We start from the raw sequence: 16800 nt of genomic DNA, 5'->3' as shown, positions 1-16800 counted from the left end.
GGGCTTTTTTATGTTTATATTTTTAAGTTTGGAATAAAATAAATTTGGTTAAAAGTCTAATTTTCCCGGATATAGTAATCAATAAAGTGGATTAATAAATGGTAGATGCACCCTAATAAATTACAGCCCTCAGCTTTTAGTTGGGGGCTTTTATTATTTAAATATAGATGGTAGTAAACCAGGAGCTAACCATATTGCATAACCAATAAATCCAAACATCAAGGTAATCAAAATAGTAATTCCGTAGCTGATGCAAATTAATAAACCGTCAGATTCGATAGTGGCAACAGTCAAAAGTAAAATGCCTATAGTAGGGATAGGATTTGTAAACGGAATTGGTAATATCAGTAATACTGTTAACAAAGAAATACAAAACCCATTAATTCGCCAAACTAAAGGATTATGGGCTATTTTTTCAAATCGGGGACGGGCGATTTTCTGTAAAATTTTGGTAAGATGTCCCAAATTTTGCAAAAGTAATTGGGCGAAGGGACGAGGAAATTTGTAGTTGGCAATTCTTTTCGGTAGCCAAGGCGATCGCCTCCCTAAAACCATTTGCACTGATAATAGTAAACAAGCACCACCAAAAGGGCCAGTTAATCCTGGTGGCATAGGAAATAAAAAGGGCAAGACTAATAATGTAATTACCAGACTGAACCCTCGTTCTGAGGTTTCCGCCAGAACATCACCTAGAGTAAGTGGTTGTTCAGCCAGGCGTTGCAACAGGGACTTTATATCTTGAGAAAATCTCAGATGCATTTGGCGTGAGTTGATGCGAGTTTCCACATTTTTCGCAGAGGGAGATGACGATAATAACTCCTAACTCCTAACTGCTTATTTCTGGGGTACTAAAACAGCTATAGCTTTAGATATAACTCTAAAATGAGCAGGAGTGTAAGTAGTGATTTCACCATCTGTATTAATAGGACGCGGTTTGTGAGTATATACTTTTATTTCTTGACCTTGAAGAGAACGTACATTCTCCCAATGTATATGTCGCCCTTGCCGCATGGCAGGGAGTAGAAGTATAATCTGCCACCAGTGTTTTATCTCCAAGCTGTAGAGGTCTAGCCTTTCATCGTCTATTGTGGCATCGTCAGCCACAGCCATACCGCCGCCGTAATAACGGCCGTTACCCACAGCAATTTGTACTGTTTTTACGCGAACTGATTCACCATTGATTACAATCTCCGCAGTAAAAGGTCTAGCTTCCCAAATCACTTGTAATGCAGTGGCGGCATAAGCAAATACTCCCCAACGGCGTTTGACTTCTTTGGTAAGTCGTTGAGTAATTTTTACACTTAATCCCAAACTAGCAACGTTAAAAAAGTGCTTGCCGTTAATCCAACCTAAATCGATGCGGTGTAAATTTCCATCTGCAATAATTTTGCAAGCTTCGCTGAGGGAATTCGGAATTTCTAAAGTCCTTGCTAGGTCGTTGGCAGTTCCTAAAGGCAAGATTCCCAAGGGCAACTGAGTATCAACTAAAGCATCTACTGCTGCATTAAGAGTGCCATCTCCTCCACCAATGATTACTAAGTCAACTTGATGCTGATAGCGAAATATAACTTCAGCAAGATGTTTCGGGTCTTCTGTAGACTCCTCAATTAAATCAAAGCCGAGTGTCTTCAGATATTCAATCGCTCCCGACAGACTCTTTTGCCCTTGGCGGGCATGACGATTTACTAACAGCAGTGCGCGGGAACTCATGGGTAGTACCTTTTGTAGTTGATATGTCCAATTATCCGCATCTATGTATTCTGCTTTAAGTTGACTCTAAAAAAGTGTTTAAATTGTTATGATGTTCATCAAAAAATCGTTTATTCAATGCTTATTATGTTATTGTAAACAATTTTCAATTTCTATTTTATCTCTATTAACGCTTTTTATGATGATACTCAGGAAATTATGATTTTTACCCACTAAGTGACTGCATTTAAATCTTTTTCTTGTCAATAAAGATTTTATTGTGGAGTAATTTGTTCTTGGGAATCACCTTAGAATAAAAATGTGTTGTATCACAAGGTTTTGCTCCTTCTAATCTCCCTTAAAAAAGGATACAGAAATTTCTCAAAGTCATTTCTGCTGTTTAACTGGATTCATCCATATTTCTAAGTGACTAAATACTTGTGAAAAAAGTAATGTCAAGCATAAATAAACCACTGCTACGCCTGCGTAAATCTCAAAAGCGCGATAGTTCTCAGCAACAATTAACTGTCCTTTACGTAGTAATTCTTCCAACCCAATTACAGAAACCAAGCTAGTATCTTTCAATAAACTGATAAAGTCATTACCCAAAGGTGGAATCATCCGCCGGAAAGCTTGGGGAAAAATGACATAACTCATAGTTTGTATAGAACTCAAACCTAATGATTGTGCTGCTTCTGCTTGTCCTGTTTCAATGGATTGAATCCCTCCACGCACAACTTCGGCAGTGTAGGCAGCGTTATTCAAGCTTAAAGCAATTACTCCAGCAGTGAGCCGATCGAAAGTAAATGTAAAACCAAGTTCTTGCGAAATTGCTGGTAAACCAAAATAAATCATAAAAATTTGCACCAGCAAAGGTGTTCCCCGAAAAAAATCTACATACGCCCTCGCTACCCAACGTATAGGTACGATGCGAGAAAGTCTGAGAATACCAATTAGGGAACCTCCAATTAAACCAAAAACTACAGAAATTATTGTTAATTGTAACGTTACCAATGCTCCCTGTAATAAAGTTGGAAAAGCTTGTAAAATCACACTTATTGAGGTAAGTATTTTAGGTGCGCCAGTGCTATTTTGGTTCTCAAATGGTGATTTAGCTGGTAGTAATGGCGGCTCGACTTTAAACCATTTTTGATAAATCTTGGAATAAGTGCCATTTTTAAACACTCTATCTAAACCATCATTTATTAATGCCAAATTCGACGAATTTTTAGCTGTAGCAATACCATAAAACTCTTCCGTCAGTAATTGCTGTATTACTTTTATTCCCTGAAGATTGCCCGTATTAATAGCATATAAAGTCACTGGTGCATCATTGATTACCGCATCCACATTACCATTGGCCAATTCTTGCAGGGCTAAAGGTGCTGAATCAAAACTGCGAATTTGGACTCCGGGAATACTCTTAGCTTTTGCAGCCCCAGTTGTACCAATTTGGACTGCGATTTTTTTATTTTTGAGACTGTCAAAGCCAGTAATATTTTGATCGTCTGCGCGGATTGCGATCGCTAACCCAGCTTTAAAATAAGGACGGGAAAAAGAAATCGTCTTCGCCCTCTCCTCTGTAATCGTGATCGAACTAATCGCTGCATCTACTGTTTTGGCTTGCAAAGCCGGGATTATACCATCAAAAGGCATACTTTGAAAATCTACTTTAAAGTTAGCAGAGGAAGCCAATGCATTCATCAAATCAATCGAAAAACCCTGCAACTCACCACCTTCTTTTTTAAACTCAAAAGGTGGAAACGCCGGTTCTGTAGCAACCCGCAAAGTTTTCCCCGCACTAGAGTTCACAGCACAGCCAGCCAATAAAAAATAACTCAAACTAACAACCACACACCAGCGCAGCCAACGCCCAAAACCAAATTTAGCCATATTGTTTTCTCTTCCCTCTGCGGTTCGTTAAAAACCTTACAATCAACTGTAGAGCAGCTTGACACAAGTAATGAACAATACCATCCCCGCCATTATTTTTGACAATATCGAAAAAAACTTTGGTTCCCTCAAAGTCCTCAAAGGAATCACTGGTGAAATTAACCGGGGAGAAGTCGTTGCAGTTATCGGTTCCTCCGGTTGTGGTAAAAGTACACTACTACGCTGCTTTAATCGCCTAGAAACCATTGACAACGGGCGTTTAATAATCAACGGTATCAACTTATCTAAACCCACAGTCAACTATAACCAACTGCGACAACTACGAACACAAGTAGGTATGGTTTTTCAACAGTTCAACCTGTTTCCTCATCTCAGCGTTCTGGAAAATATGACACTCGCACCTCGGAAAGTTTTAGGTAAAACCCCGAAAGAAAGCGCCCAAATAGCGAGATTATATTTAGAAAAAGTTGGCTTACATGACAAAGCATCTGCTTATCCCGAACAACTTTCTGGCGGACAAAAGCAACGAGTAGCGATCGCCCGTAGCTTATGTATGAATCCCCAAATCATGCTATTTGACGAACCCACCAGCGCCCTAGATCCCGAACTCGTGGGCGAAGTTTTGCAAGTGATGCAACAATTGGCATCAGAGGGGATGACAATGGTGGTTGTCACCCATGAAATGCAATTTGCAAAAGAAGTAGCCCATCAGGTAATATTCTTAGACAAAGGTATTGTGACAGAAAAAGGTTCAGCTTATGAAGTACTGACCAATCCCCAAAGCGATCGCCTGCGTATTTTCCTCAGTCGCCTTCAAGTAATTCGTAATTCGTAATAGAGCCTCTGGCACGCTCCGCGAACGTAATTCGTAATTAAAGACTTGCTTTAAACTCCTCACTCAGCACTCCTCACTCCTCACTCCCTACTCCCTACTCCCTACTCCCTACTCAGCACTCTTAAAGGTATTCGCGCAAGAACTCAAAAGGATCGTCTTCCCAACAAGGCTCAGGTATCAGCCAAAACAAACTACCACTGATGTCGGCTTCAATTTCATCACCGTCGTCTCTATCAAATAGTTCTATCAAAGCTGTCCAATCACGTTCTCTCAGAGATGTTAACGATGGGGCATATACCTGGAAATTATTTGAGTAATTCACGCGCAAAATTGTGCTTGACAGCCGTAAAAATTTAGTATAGAAACTTGTAAATAATCAGATTTTAGCTTTGACAACCGTAATTGAATAGGTATTTTGATACTAATAAATACGGTTTACTTTCATAAGTGTCTCACAATTTAAATAGGACTGCTATAGTATTTGTTACATAATTACAAGCTGAATTTACTCAGACCGCAAAAATCCTTGAGGCTGCGATTCGACTAATTCCACGCCAAACACTTCAGCAAAGCATTGTCCTACATAAAAACGCGCTTCTTGACAAGTAATACTTGGAATCCATTCGGCTAAACTACCTACGGGTTTATCAGAAATTCCACAGGGTACAATGCGCTCAAAGCCTGACATATCTGGGCAAACATTTAATGCAAAGCCGTGCATGGTAATCCAACGGCTGACTTTAATCCCAATAGCCGCAACTTTTCGCCCTTGTAACCAAACACCAGTAAAAGCCGGAATTCTTTCTCCCTGCAATCCATAAACTGCCAATACACGAATTATGACTTCTTCGAGTTGGCGTAAGTACCAATGCAGGTCTTTACGATAACGTTGCAGATTTAAAATCGGATACCCCACCAGTTGACCAGGACAATGGTAAGTAACTTCGCCGCCTCGTTCAACTCGATGTACATCATATTCACCTTTATCAATGTCAAACTTGAGAAAATCTGAGTTACTTCCTTGTCCCAGAGTGTAAACAGGTGGATGTTCTAGCAAAATTAACACGTCATCTAGACTCGGCTCATGAATGCGCTCATTGAGGAGCGATCGCTGCCATCCATGAGCATCTAAGTAAGGCATTAATCCTTGGTTATACAGCAAACAACGGTTATCGTGTGTTTTCATACTATAGATAATGCCAAAAATCAACTGTATTAAGGACGAAATATATTTCAATTTACAGGATTTGAATCAATAAATGTTAAGTTTTGCAAAGGATTTTAAAGGAAAGTCAAGGGAACATGCATTAGAAAATACAAAGTGCTAGCTTGAATATACAACCTCAATAGGTTTTAGGAGGAATTCTCTGCAATAAGCATCATGCCAAGACAATAAGAACGATAAACTGGCTGATGACTCTAATAATCTTGTTTTAAATATAAACAAGATCGGCTTTTACAAATACTCTTGTTGTTGATCAACAATGAGCAAACCTCAACCGGACACAGAAGGAGCAACTATCAAAAGTTCTGTAAGCGTTGTTTTAATAGAGAAGACAGTTACCGGAGCAACTACTCAAATTTCCTCACCAAATAGTTCTATGTGGGAATCCAATTGGATATCAGCGCAGAGATGAGGAGGAAAAACAAGAGTATAATGAGTAGAAACTCACATGCAGTAAGCTTAGAGATGGCTTAACAGCAGTACATAAAAACAGTTCACAATTTGTTTTGGCGGGAGTAATAGACCTTACCGCAATTTCTTTTCATACAAAGCAAATTCACACATCAAATATTCAGTGGGAGAGTTTACATGAAGCTTGTCATCCACAGCAAAAATATTGAAATCACCGATGCGATTCGGGAATATGTACATCAAAAGATTGAAAAAGCAGCTAGTCACTTTCAGAACATTACAAATGAAGTGGATGTGCATCTGAGCGTAGCCCGGAATCCTCGAATTAATACTAGACAAGCAGCTGAAGTAACCATTTACGCTAATGGTAGCGTTATTCGTGCCGAGGAAAGTAGCGAAAATCTATATGCCAGCATTGACTTAGTTGCAGATAAAATTGCCCGTCAGCTGCGGAAATATAAAGAACGTCGTCAAGATCAGAAAACTCATGCCCAACCAACAGAAGTAGTTGTTGCAGAGTCGGTAGTTCCAGATTTAATTGGCGATCGCACCCCCGAACTACCCAACGAAGTCGTCCGCACCAAATATTTTTCCATGCCACCGATGACCCTTGCAGAAGCCTCAGAACAACTGCAACTCGTGGGACACGACTTTTATATGTTCCGCAATTCTGAAACTGGAGAGATTAATGTAATTTACGAACGCAACCACGGCGGTTATGGTGTGATTCAACCCCGCAATGGTAACGGTCATACAAACGGCAAAAATGGCAAGTCAAGCCACACTAATATTGTCATGCCGGAAAAGTTGCATTCTAAATAGGGAATGGGGCATGGGGCATGGAGGGATGAGGTGAGTTGCAGTAAGCTTTTCCCCAATATCCAATGCCCAATGCCCAATGCCCAATGCCCAATTCCCTATTTCACAAGCTGTTGCAAAGTTTTCAATGCTTCTTCAACATGACCTTTAAAGTTAAACATTGAATCAAACACATATTGCACAACTCCTTGTTGGTCAATGACATAAGTAACGCGACCAGGGAATAAGCCAAAGGCTGCTGTTGCACCATATAGCTTCCGTACTTGGTCGCCTTTGTCAGTTAATAAGGTAAAAGGTAGATTATATTTTGCAGCAAATTTTTGGTGAGATTCGCTAGAGTCAGCACTCACACCGACAACTTCAGCGCCAGCACTTTTAAACACTTCATATTGATCGCGAAAAGCGCAAGATTCAGCCGTACATCCGGGTGTGTCATCCTTGGGATAAAAATATAGGACAACAGCCTTTGTGCCGCGAAAATCTTGAAGGCTAACTGTTGAGCCATTTTGAGCAGGTAAAGTGAAATTAGGAGCAGTATCTCCAACTTTGATTGGCATAACAACTGGTGATAATTACTTAATAAAATTTTACCTTGTATCCAAGTCTATAAACTTTGCTTGATTACCTGCATCAAGCGGGGTAGCTTAGTACAGCATTCCATTAATTGAAAAAACGTAGCGAATAAAAATTAGCAAGACTCTGCGTACCTTTGCGTTTACTTTGCGTTCCTCTGCGTTTAAAAACGCTACGATTTTAGGCAAAGCTGTACTTAGATACTCATTTAACATAAAATTCCCCTTATGCGCCTGACTTCACTGGATGTTTTTCGCGGCATTACGATCGCTGCGATGATTCTCGTCAATATGGCGGGAGTCGCAGATGATGTATATCCTCCCTTAGCCCACGCCGATTGGCACGGTTGCACACCAACTGATTTGGTATTCCCTTTCTTTCTCTTCATTATTGGTGTAGCGATGACTTTCTCGCTGTCGAAGTACACTGAAGGTAATAAACCCACTTCAGTTGTTTACTGGCGGATATTACGCCGCGCCGCCATTCTCTTTGCCTTGGGATTGCTACTAAATGGCTTTTGGAATCAAGGTGTTTGGACTTTTGATTTCAGTAGCATCCGCTTTATGGGGGTGTTGCAGCGCATCAGTATTACCTATCTGTTGGCTTCCTTGATAGTTCTCAACCTTCCGCGCAAAGGTCAATGGATACTTGCAGGAGTGATACTCATCGGTTACTGGCTAACAATGATGTATCTACCAGTACCAGAATATGGCGCGGGAGTTCTGACACGAGAAGGTAATTTTGGCGCTTATATTGACCGGATAATTATTCCCAAAGCACATCTTTATAAAGGTGATGGTTTCAAATTTATGGGAGATCCAGAGGGACTATTCAGTACTATTCCCGCGATCGCAAGCGTCCTCGCTGGCTACTTCACAGGTCAATGGATACGTAGCCAACCTGTACAATCACGCACAAGCATCGGCTTAGGATTATTTGGAGTTGGTTGTTTAATTATCGGTTGGGCGTGGGGGTGGACATTTCCCATCAACAAAAAGCTGTGGACAAGTTCTTACGTAGTCTTTACTAGCGGTTGGGCATTACTTTTGCTAGCGGCTTGTTATGAACTCATCGAAGTCCGCCTGAATCGTCGCTGGAGTAAACCTTTTGAAATTATGGGCTTAAATGCGATCGCACTTTTCGTTCCATCGGTTTTGTTGATTAAAATCTTAGTGAAAACCACCATCGGCACGGGTAAAGACGCTCCCAGTACCTACAATTGGATTTACCAGAACCTTTTCGCATCTTGGGCGGGACTTCTGAATGGTTCTCTGTTATTTGCCATAGTCACCGTGTTGTTGTGGTGGGCTGTTGGTTTTCTGATGTATCGACAACGTTGGTTTCTCAAAGTGTAAATTTGAAACCAGGCATTAGAAAATGAAGATTTTAATTGTTCTTTACGTTTTAGTGTTATCAAGGTTACAACAGATATCAAGTGATAGATTTGTAACTCTTTAGGAACAAAGGCAATCGCAGCTTTATCTATACTCTTAATCAACTCATTTCCGTTCTTCTTACGGAACTGATTAAAGTTCTGGTGTCTCGCTTCTTGAATTCTGAATAAAGAAGCGTATACAGACTTATCTGTGCGTTGAAAATTCTTATTTCTTCTAATTAACTAAATTAATCCAGAGCAAAATTGTGAGGTAATGAATGCATCGCATAAAACTTTGGGTATTTTTGCCAGCTACCCTGATATTCGGCTGCTCAAATCAACTGTTTCAATCTAGCCCGTCTGTGGCAAACTCTAACCCAGCAGTAGTTAAACCAACCAGTCAAAATTTATTAGCATATATGAATGACCTTTCACCGCTAGAACAACAGGTAATTGTTGAAACAAATAAGGTACGAACAAATCCCCAGTCTTACGTGCCGATTTTGGAAAACTATAAAAAGCGCTTTGAGGGTAACAAAATCAAGATTTCTAATAATACTTATTTGCAAACTCAAGAAGGAGTCAAAGCAGTTGATGAAGCGATCGCATTTCTGAAATCTGCAAGTCCTGTAGGAGCGTTGAGTGCCTCAAAAGGTATGTCTTTGGGAGCAAAAGACCATGTTAAAGACCAAGGGACAACAGGTACTATAGGTCATGATGGTAGCGATGGTAGCGACCCCTTTACTCGCATCAACCGCTATGGTACATGGCAAACAACCGCAGGTGAAAATATCAGTTATGGCTCAAACACTGCCCAAGATATCGTCATGCAATTAATTGTTGATGATGGCGTGCGCGATCGCGGTCATAGAAAAAATATTTTTAACGGTGCTTTTAAAGTATCTGGCGTTGCTTATGGAACTCACAAATCATATAGAACAATTTGTGTAATTGACTACGCTGGTGGGTATAGTGAAAAATAATTTGAACTAGCGAGTGGGGACAATACAGTTCGGTTAAAATCCCCCCGCTTTCTTTTTACGAATATTAACCACTCAGTGGCAGCAATCAGATGGTGATATTATCGTCCCCTTGCTGATTAATCATTAATCGCAAAATTGATAATCCTAAAATTATCAAAAATAGCACTAACCCAATTGTACAAGCATAACTAATTTCCAAATTACTAAAAGCTTGCTCATATAGATAATAAACAATTGTTTTAGAGCTACTGAGTGGCCCCCCTTGGGTCATAATATATACTTCTTCAAAAACTTTGGTCGCAGAAATAGCCGAAATCACCGCTACTAATGCTAAATATGGCTTCATCAAAGGTATAGTAATATCCCAGTGTTTGCTAATACCATCAGATCCATCAATGGCTGCGGCTTCGTACACATCAGCAGGAATTGATTGCAACCCCGCTAAATAAATTACCATGTAGTAACCTAGTCCCTTCCACACGGTTACAGCCATGACGCTGGCCAGAGAAATTGGTACAATACCAAAAATTTTTGCTGGGCTAGTTAACCAAGGAATACCTTCTGGAAAAAGACCCAAAGCTTTTAGTAACTGATTAAGTAATCCGTTTTCTGCATACAGCCATTTCCAAGCTATTCCCGCAACTACCATTGAAATTACCACTGGGGTGTAATACGCTGCCCTAAACCAATTCATCCCCCGCAGTTTCTGATTTACCAAAATTGCCAGCACTAAGGGAGCAATTACTAAAATTGGGACTACACCCACAAGATATAAAAAAGTATTTTCCAAGGTTTTCCAAAAAACTGCATCCTTGCAAAGTTTGAAGAAATTGGCGAAACCTATCCATTGTGGCGGCTGGGCGATATCTTCATAGCTAGTAAAGCTGAGGTAAAACGCTTGCAGTGCAGGCAAAAAGACTGTTAACCCCAAAAGAATCAAGGCGGGTAGTAAAAATAAATAAGGCGTAAGTCGCTGTTTGATGAATATCCAATTTTTAGGTGTCAATTGATTCATATAAAATCTAATAGTTGTTTTCGCTTTGTCAGCAATAATTTGAAGATGTGAGTAGATTTAAGCTTCAATATTCTAAAGGCATATATTTGCAATCTGCTGTAATAGCTCAGAGATAAACGATGATGGAAACTCAGCACAACCCGCCCATTGAACATCAAAATGTCCCCATAAACCACCGTGGGCTACATGAATTTTTGTATAGTTCTGACGAGGAACACGCCGCCATTGAGGTGAGTATAACCCCTGAAATGGCAAATGATGGGACTGAACTCATTGACCTTGAAGCTTGGAGTGCATCTGCTCAAAACGCTAAAATTGCGGGTGTTTACGCAGTTTTAGATGCAGAACGCCGCACGCAGTACATCGGCTATTCTCGGAATGTGTTGCTTTCTCTAAATAGTCATGTCACCCAAAATGGTCAGGAAAAGTGTGCTTTGGTGCGCGTGCAAGCATTCAAGTTTCCCAAGCGTCAAGATATGGAAGATTTGCGAGATGCGTGGATAGCAGAACTCGAAACCACACCACCTGGTAATGCAACTGATGGCGAAATGTGGGCTAGTACAGTAGGGGAAGCTGCAAAGGCGGTAATGTCGGAGGCGGAACGTCAAGCCTACGAGGAGAAAAAGCTAAAACTGCGGAAAGCAATGGCTGACACAACCCTCTCTAAAGAGTTAGAAACAATAGATGCGAGTATAGCCGAACGTCAGCGTCAGCTTGAGGCTGCTGTGACAAATGATGACTGGAGTGTAATTATCGACGCACAGACACAAGAAACCAAGTCTTAGGATGAGTTTCAGGCGGGGATTTAAACCCCGACTGAAAATGTCTTTAATTTTGAATTTTGAATTGTTAACCCTGTCCAGCTTTTGGCGATCGCAAAATAATTATGGGATATTCAGGGTGTTTTTTTCTTAGTCCCCAGTCCCTACTCTTTTTTATCCTCATCTCCCAACATTTTGAGTAATTTCCTCGCAGCCAGAATACCCACAACTCCTGCACCTACTATTCCCACTACCTGCACCACTTTTTTACCTACATCATGAGGGTTGAGATGCTGATGAAAAATCTCTTCATCTACCCATTCTGTAGTGGCTTTAAAATCATGAATTGGTGTTGGTAATAGCGTTAAATAAGTGGCTTGACGGATTAAATGTGCGGTTTCGCCTGCAACTTCAAAAACATTTAAAAGGTTAGCAGCAGCATCATTTATCCCCAGTTTCAAGAGAGTTCCACGAATGTTAACCTTAACTGGTTTGAGTTCTTCTCCTAGAGCGATCGCTTTCAAATTATGGGCAATATTAGCTCCTTGTTGATAAGCCACTTGAGCGGTAGGCGGTAGTGAATTATCCTGAACTGCTGCACAATCACCCCCGACAAACACTTCTGGAAAATCAAGCAGTTGCAAGGTGGGAGTAACTAAAGGGCGATCGTGGCGATCTCGATGTTCTTTAGAAATTGGCAAATCTTTAATTAGTGGATGGGTAGAAGTGCCAGCAGTCCAGATTGTAGTGGATGTTGGCAATGTTTTAACTTCATTATTGCTTTTATATTCAATTGCGTTGGAGTGAATAGTAGTGACTTCTGCACCCGTAAGGATTTCAACTGGTACAGCCCGTTTTTGTAATTCTTTTTCAGCAATTGGACGCAGTGGATTGTTAACATCGCCATCAAGGATTTTTTCACCATGATTAAGCAGTACTATGCGAATTTCACTTGAATTACCTCCCAAAGCGCTATACCACTGCGGGAGAAAATCAGCTAAAGTTGCTGCCATTTCCACACCACTAGCACCACCACCAACGATGACTACTGTTAATAGTTTTCGGCGTTCTTCTGAATTTTCAGTTTGAATTGCTTTTTGTAAACAGTCACGTAAATGCCCCTCAAGAGCGATCGCATCTGCTTGTGTCCAGAAAGGAAAGGCGTATTCTTTACCACCCTCAACCTGATGATAGCCAGTAACACTGCCCAAAGCTAATACTAAGTTGCTGTAATTATAAGAGTTTCCTGAACTTAATTTGACTTCCCGTTGATGCAAGTCTATCGATTGCACTGCATCTTGAACAAAGATGACACCACTATCTTTAAGTAGTTCCGAAAAGCGCGGGACAACCTGAAAGTTATCCATCTCGCCATCGAAGTATTCATATAGTAGTGGCTTAAAGCAAAATCGCTCATCTTTATCAATCAAGATCACAGAATGCGGATAATTTTTGTGAGCTAGGTGTAAGGCTGTAAATAGTCCGGTAAAACCACCGCCGACAATCACAGTTTGATCGACTGGGCTGTTCATAAAATCTCTCCCAAATCTTGTTAAATCAGGATTTTCCTAGATGAAAAACAAAGCTATCACAACAGCGCTGATGATTACAGCCAATGCAATAGCGTATTCAACTCTGCGACTAAAAAATCCTACAGCAGCAATTAGAGCGATCGCTAGCCCAATAATGCCAGCATATTGCTCTTTTTGTAATCCGTGAGCAATTAATGGGTCTTTACCTGGTGCTGGAGTTTCTTGAATTGCTTTTGGGGCGAGTTCTGAAGCTGGTATGTCTTGCAAGTATAAATTCATCAAATTACTCCTTAAATAACTGTGGTTTCTGAATGTTTTTATGCCCGCCAAAGGTATATAAGCGAGAAAAGAAAGACCCAAATTACATCAACAAAGTGCCAAAATAAAGTAGTCGCACTTGTACCAAAGTGAGTCTTATTATAATTGCCTGGAATGAATGAGCGAATCAGCATAATTATCTGAAGCACAACACCAGCTAAAACATGTAACCCGTGGAAGCCTGTTAGTAAGTAAAATGTCGAACCAACTAATCCTGTAGTAATCTTGAAATCGATATTTTTCCACTCAATTAACAGACCAACTAAGAAGTAACTTCCCATTGCGATCGTTATCAACCATAGCCAGCGAAATTTCTTAAGATGATTACGTTTAAGGGCATTTTCTGCTATTTGAATGACAAAGCTACTAGAAAGTAATACTACCGTATTAATAACCACAAGCCTAGACAATTCCGGGCCAGAAATACCAGGTGGCAACCAGTTTTTAGTAGTTAGTCGCAGAACAACATAAGTAAAAATGAAACTCAAAAATATGATGCTTTCCGACAATAGGAAAATAGCAAATCCGAACAATCCTTTACCATGCTGATCTTCATGATTACCGCCCCCAGTTGGTAGGAAGCGTTGTAACCAATTTGGCAAGCGTTCCCGCCACAAATCAAAACGGATAGGACTTTCATCTATATGAGTTGGGGGACGTTGCATAATTCAATTGAGAATTGGGCATTGGGCATTGGGCATTGGGCATTGGGCATTGGGCATTGAAGAATTTATATATAACTATATTTCTTTCCCAGTAACCAGTTCCCAGTACCCAGTCCCCAGTACCCAGTGTCTTCATTCACTATTATCGGCATTTACGATTACTGAGTACTTTGGATTGCCGTAGTCATAAGGAGGTCTTGTCACTGTTGGAATCTCCTCAAAGTTATCTCGTGGAGGTGGTGAAGAGGTTGTCCATTCTAATCCAGTAGCGTGCCAAGGATTATCAACTGCCCTCGGCCCGTAAAGCCAAGAGCCTACTATGTTAGCAATAAAAGGCAGCGTGGATGCTCCTAGTAAAAATGAAGCTAGGCTAGCGATGATGTTCCATCCCTGATACTGTGGATCATAGGAAGAAACTCGGCGGAGCATCCCTTGTAAACCTAATGGGTGCATGGAGAAAAAGGTAATGTTGGCAGGAATAAAAGTCAGCCAAAAATGCAATTTGCCCCAACCCTCGGCGTACATTCTGCCAGTGATTTTGGGAAACCAGTAGTAAATTGCCGCGAAGATTGCCATTGTGATGGTGTTAAAAACGATGTAGTGGAAGTGTCCCACAACAAAGTAGGTGTTATTAACATGGATATCAAAGGGGGTGGCAGCAAGCATTACACCAGTAACACCGCCAAAAATAAACATGCCTCCACCTCCCATCGCAAACAGCATTGGTGTCTCTAGATGTAGCTTGCTTCTCCAGATGGTGGCTGTCCAAGCGAAGGCTTTAATACCAGTGGGTATGGCAACTAACATTGAGGTAGCCATGAAAGTCATCCGCATCCAGCCGGGGGTGGCGCTGGTGAACATGTGATGTACCCAAACGAAGATGCTGATTAAAGCAATACCTAATGTAGCGATCGCAACTGACCGATAACCAAATAGGGGATTGCGAGAAAATGCAGGTAAAATCTCAGCAAATATACCGAAGGCTGGTAGTGCCATGATATAGACTGCTGGGTGCGAGTAAAACCAAAATAAATGTTGGTAAATGATCGGATCGCCATTCCCATCCGGTTTAAAAAACTGTGTCCCGAAGGAGAGGTCAAGTAATAGCAGTATCAATGCAGCTGTCAAGGCAGGTAAATTAACTAGTTGCAATAACTGGGCACTGAAAACCGACCAAACAAATACAGGCATCCGAAAAAATGTCATCCCTGGGGCCCGCATCCAAAAGATGGTAGTAACAAAGTTGACAGCCCCCATGATGGAAGAGATACCGATCAAAACTAGGCTGACTATCCAAATAAATTCGCCGTTAATAAACTGATCCCCTGGAACTTGCAGACTAACTGGCGGATAAGACCACCACCCAGCTTGTGCAGTCCCGTTTGGCAGGAAAAAGCTAGATAGTAGTAAAAGACCAGCTGGTGGCAAAATCCAAAAGGATATGGCGTTGAGCAAGGGAAAAGACATATCCCGCGCTCCAATCATTAGCGGCACTAAGTAGTTAGAAAGACCTGCATTGAAGGGAATAATCCACAGGAAAATCATGATTGTCCCGTGCATGGTGAACAAACCGTTATAAAGCGGGCGATCGACCAAATTGGATTCTGGGGTGAGCAACTCAGCCCGAATCAGCATCGCCAATAACCCACCAATCAGGAAGAAAATGAAGGTCATCACCATGTACTGAACTCCAATCACCTTATGATCGGTGTTGAAGCTGAAGTATTCCCGCCAAGTATTACCCTGCTGGTTCGGCGATTCTCGATCCCCGGTAATGTCTTGACTAAAGTCATGTGTCATTATTTAATTTCCTTCTATTGGCAATGCCAGGTTGAGCAGGTGTGACGGTGTACCAGCCGCTATTAAACAATGTTTTTGGTGGTTGGATATTTTCGGCAACTGCCTGATTTACTGGAATTTGTTCGCTAGTAGCGGTTTGCGTAAGCCACTGATTATATTGCTCAAGGGATTCAACGTATACATCCGTTTCCATTAAGGCAAAGTAAGTACCGCTAAATTGAGAATCTTTCAGCCGATATTTGCCTGGGCGAATCGGTGTTAACACGATATCAATTTTCCGCCCTGGAATAATATCTTGCTTTAAGCGAAATTCAGGGACATAGAAACCGTGGATCACATCCTGCGCTTGCAGATTTAAGCGAGTGCCGCGATTGATCGGCAAATGTAGCTGATTACTAGTAACATTATTGGGATAACGAAAAGACCAATCCCACTGCTTAACGAAAACATCAATAGTTTCAGATGCAGGTTTGGGGCGATCGGTTGCGGCGTAAGCGGGCGCAGATTCTAGGGGTGTATGCAAATGGACGATTTGGTTTAAACCTAAAATATTTAACTGCTGATAAATATTGAAGCTTTGGAAAGCAATCCACACTACTAACAAAGTCGGGGTTGCTGTCCACAATATTTCTAGCTTTGCATCACCTCTAGATGGGTGTCCTTCGGTGTAGTCTTCAGGGGGGGCGCGATGGAATGCGATCGCATACACCATTACGCCAACTAGTCCAAGGAAGATAAATGCTCCAATTGAGACTAAGAAGCTAAATAAATCATCGACTCGTTGTGCTTCTGCTGTCGCTTGGGGAGGCATCCAAGAAAACGCTTGCTGTCCAATCCACCGACTGATGATGAGTAGCACTGCTACATAAACCGCTATCAATACATATTCAAAAACACTAAACATAA

General features: G+C 41.1%; 19 protein-coding genes. 6 read left to right on the top strand and 13 right to left on the bottom strand.

The genetic code is table 11. The features are described 5' to 3' along the window. Positions 1-153 precede the first annotated feature (153 nt). The 3 genes from V7K98_RS10280 to V7K98_RS10270 form a co-directional block, all read right to left on the bottom strand. Positions 154-759 carry an exopolysaccharide biosynthesis protein gene (locus tag V7K98_RS10280; RefSeq protein ID WP_335021354.1) on the bottom strand — a complete coding sequence of 202 codons (606 nt, stop codon included), beginning with the start codon at positions 757-759 and terminating at the stop codon, positions 154-156. A gap of 75 nt (positions 760-834) precedes the next feature. Next, a complete protein-coding gene (locus V7K98_RS10275) occupies positions 835-1710 on the bottom strand; it encodes a lipid kinase (protein WP_335021352.1) in 876 nt (291 codons plus the stop codon). Positions 1711-2076: 366 nt separating this feature from the next. Continuing rightward, a complete protein-coding gene (locus V7K98_RS10270) occupies positions 2077-3582 on the bottom strand; it encodes an ABC transporter permease subunit (RefSeq protein WP_335021350.1) in 1506 nt (501 codons plus the stop codon). 70 nt (positions 3583-3652) lie between these two features. On the opposite strand from V7K98_RS10270, the gene V7K98_RS10265 reads away from it, so the two are divergent. Beyond that, complete coding sequence (locus tag V7K98_RS10265) at positions 3653-4417, top strand: amino acid ABC transporter ATP-binding protein (RefSeq protein ID WP_335021348.1); 765 nt, start codon at positions 3653-3655, stop codon at positions 4415-4417. 121 nt (positions 4418-4538) lie between these two features. On the opposite strand, the gene V7K98_RS10260 is transcribed toward V7K98_RS10265, so the two are convergent. Both V7K98_RS10260 and lipB read right to left on the bottom strand, forming a co-directional pair. After that, entirely contained in the window at positions 4539-4739 is a 201-nt protein-coding gene (locus V7K98_RS10260) for a hypothetical protein (protein ID WP_335021346.1), read from the bottom strand. A 183-nt stretch (positions 4740-4922) separates the two neighbouring features. Beyond that, positions 4923-5603, bottom strand: coding sequence for a lipoyl(octanoyl) transferase LipB (lipB, locus tag V7K98_RS10255; protein WP_335021344.1), 681 nt, complete (start codon positions 5601-5603; stop codon positions 4923-4925). Positions 5604-6230: 627 nt separating this feature from the next. On the opposite strand from lipB, the gene hpf reads away from it, so the two are divergent. Both hpf and V7K98_RS10245 read left to right on the top strand, forming a co-directional pair. Next, positions 6231-6875 (top strand): ribosome hibernation-promoting factor, HPF/YfiA family, encoded by a 645-nt coding sequence (hpf, locus tag V7K98_RS10250; protein WP_335021342.1) that lies wholly within the window; start codon positions 6231-6233, stop codon positions 6873-6875. Between the two features lie 3 nt (positions 6876-6878). Next, positions 6879-7016 (top strand): hypothetical protein, encoded by a 138-nt coding sequence (locus tag V7K98_RS10245; protein ID WP_335021340.1) that lies wholly within the window; start codon positions 6879-6881, stop codon positions 7014-7016. Here V7K98_RS10245 and V7K98_RS10240 read toward each other — a convergent pair. Next, positions 6971-7429 (bottom strand): peroxiredoxin, encoded by a 459-nt coding sequence (locus tag V7K98_RS10240; RefSeq protein WP_292699630.1) that lies wholly within the window; start codon positions 7427-7429, stop codon positions 6971-6973. The two genes, V7K98_RS10245 and V7K98_RS10240, sit on opposite strands and share 46 nt — an antisense overlap. Before the next feature lie 243 nt (positions 7430-7672). On the opposite strand from V7K98_RS10240, the gene V7K98_RS10235 reads away from it, so the two are divergent. Next, the gene (locus tag V7K98_RS10235) at positions 7673-8800 is read left to right on the top strand and encodes an acyltransferase family protein (RefSeq protein ID WP_335021336.1); all 1128 of its coding nucleotides are present in this window, start codon (positions 7673-7675) and stop codon (positions 8798-8800) included. 298 nt (positions 8801-9098) lie between these two features. Then, positions 9099-9803, top strand: coding sequence for a CAP domain-containing protein (locus V7K98_RS10230; RefSeq protein WP_335021334.1), 705 nt, complete (start codon positions 9099-9101; stop codon positions 9801-9803). A gap of 85 nt (positions 9804-9888) precedes the next feature. On the opposite strand, the gene V7K98_RS10225 is transcribed toward V7K98_RS10230, so the two are convergent. Then, entirely contained in the window at positions 9889-10818 is a 930-nt protein-coding gene (locus V7K98_RS10225; RefSeq protein WP_335021332.1) for a carbohydrate ABC transporter permease, read from the bottom strand. A gap of 119 nt (positions 10819-10937) precedes the next feature. Between V7K98_RS10225 and V7K98_RS10220 the strand changes: the two genes are divergently transcribed. Further along, positions 10938-11603, top strand: a complete 666-nt coding sequence (locus V7K98_RS10220) for a GIY-YIG nuclease family protein (protein WP_335021330.1) — start codon at positions 10938-10940, stop codon at positions 11601-11603. Between the two features lie 140 nt (positions 11604-11743). Here the strand turns inward: V7K98_RS10220 and V7K98_RS10215 are convergent, their stop codons facing one another. From V7K98_RS10215 to V7K98_RS10190, 6 genes are read right to left on the bottom strand one after another with little or no spacing between them, the layout of a single operon-like run. Then, positions 11744-13111, bottom strand: a complete 1368-nt coding sequence (locus V7K98_RS10215; RefSeq protein WP_335021328.1) for an NAD(P)/FAD-dependent oxidoreductase — start codon at positions 13109-13111, stop codon at positions 11744-11746. 36 nt (positions 13112-13147) lie between these two features. Beyond that, positions 13148-13390 carry a hypothetical protein gene (locus V7K98_RS10210; protein WP_335021326.1) on the bottom strand — a complete coding sequence of 81 codons (243 nt, stop codon included), beginning with the start codon at positions 13388-13390 and terminating at the stop codon, positions 13148-13150. Positions 13391-13428: 38 nt separating this feature from the next. Continuing rightward, a complete protein-coding gene (locus tag V7K98_RS10205; protein WP_335021324.1) occupies positions 13429-14094 on the bottom strand; it encodes a cytochrome c oxidase subunit 3 in 666 nt (221 codons plus the stop codon). Further along, positions 14066-14230, bottom strand: coding sequence for a hypothetical protein (locus tag V7K98_RS10200; protein WP_335021322.1), 165 nt, complete (start codon positions 14228-14230; stop codon positions 14066-14068). The genes V7K98_RS10205 and V7K98_RS10200 overlap by 29 nt, the downstream gene beginning before the upstream one ends. Continuing rightward, positions 14227-15894: a cytochrome c oxidase subunit I gene (locus V7K98_RS10195; protein WP_335021320.1), complete on the bottom strand. Its 1668-nt coding sequence runs from the start codon at positions 15892-15894 to the stop codon at positions 14227-14229. Before V7K98_RS10195 ends, V7K98_RS10200 begins: the two co-directional genes overlap by 4 nt. Beyond that, positions 15884-16798, bottom strand: coding sequence for a cytochrome c oxidase subunit II (locus tag V7K98_RS10190; protein WP_335021319.1), 915 nt, complete (start codon positions 16796-16798; stop codon positions 15884-15886). Before V7K98_RS10190 ends, V7K98_RS10195 begins: the two co-directional genes overlap by 11 nt. Positions 16799-16800 lie beyond the last annotated feature (2 nt).

The sequence above is a fragment of the Nostoc sp. genome (assembly GCF_036917435.1).
GTDB lineage: Bacteria > Cyanobacteriota > Cyanobacteriia > Cyanobacteriales > Nostocaceae > Nostoc.
Note: the sequence above shows the minus strand (reverse complement) of the source record. Positions and strands in the feature narration are given on the sequence as shown.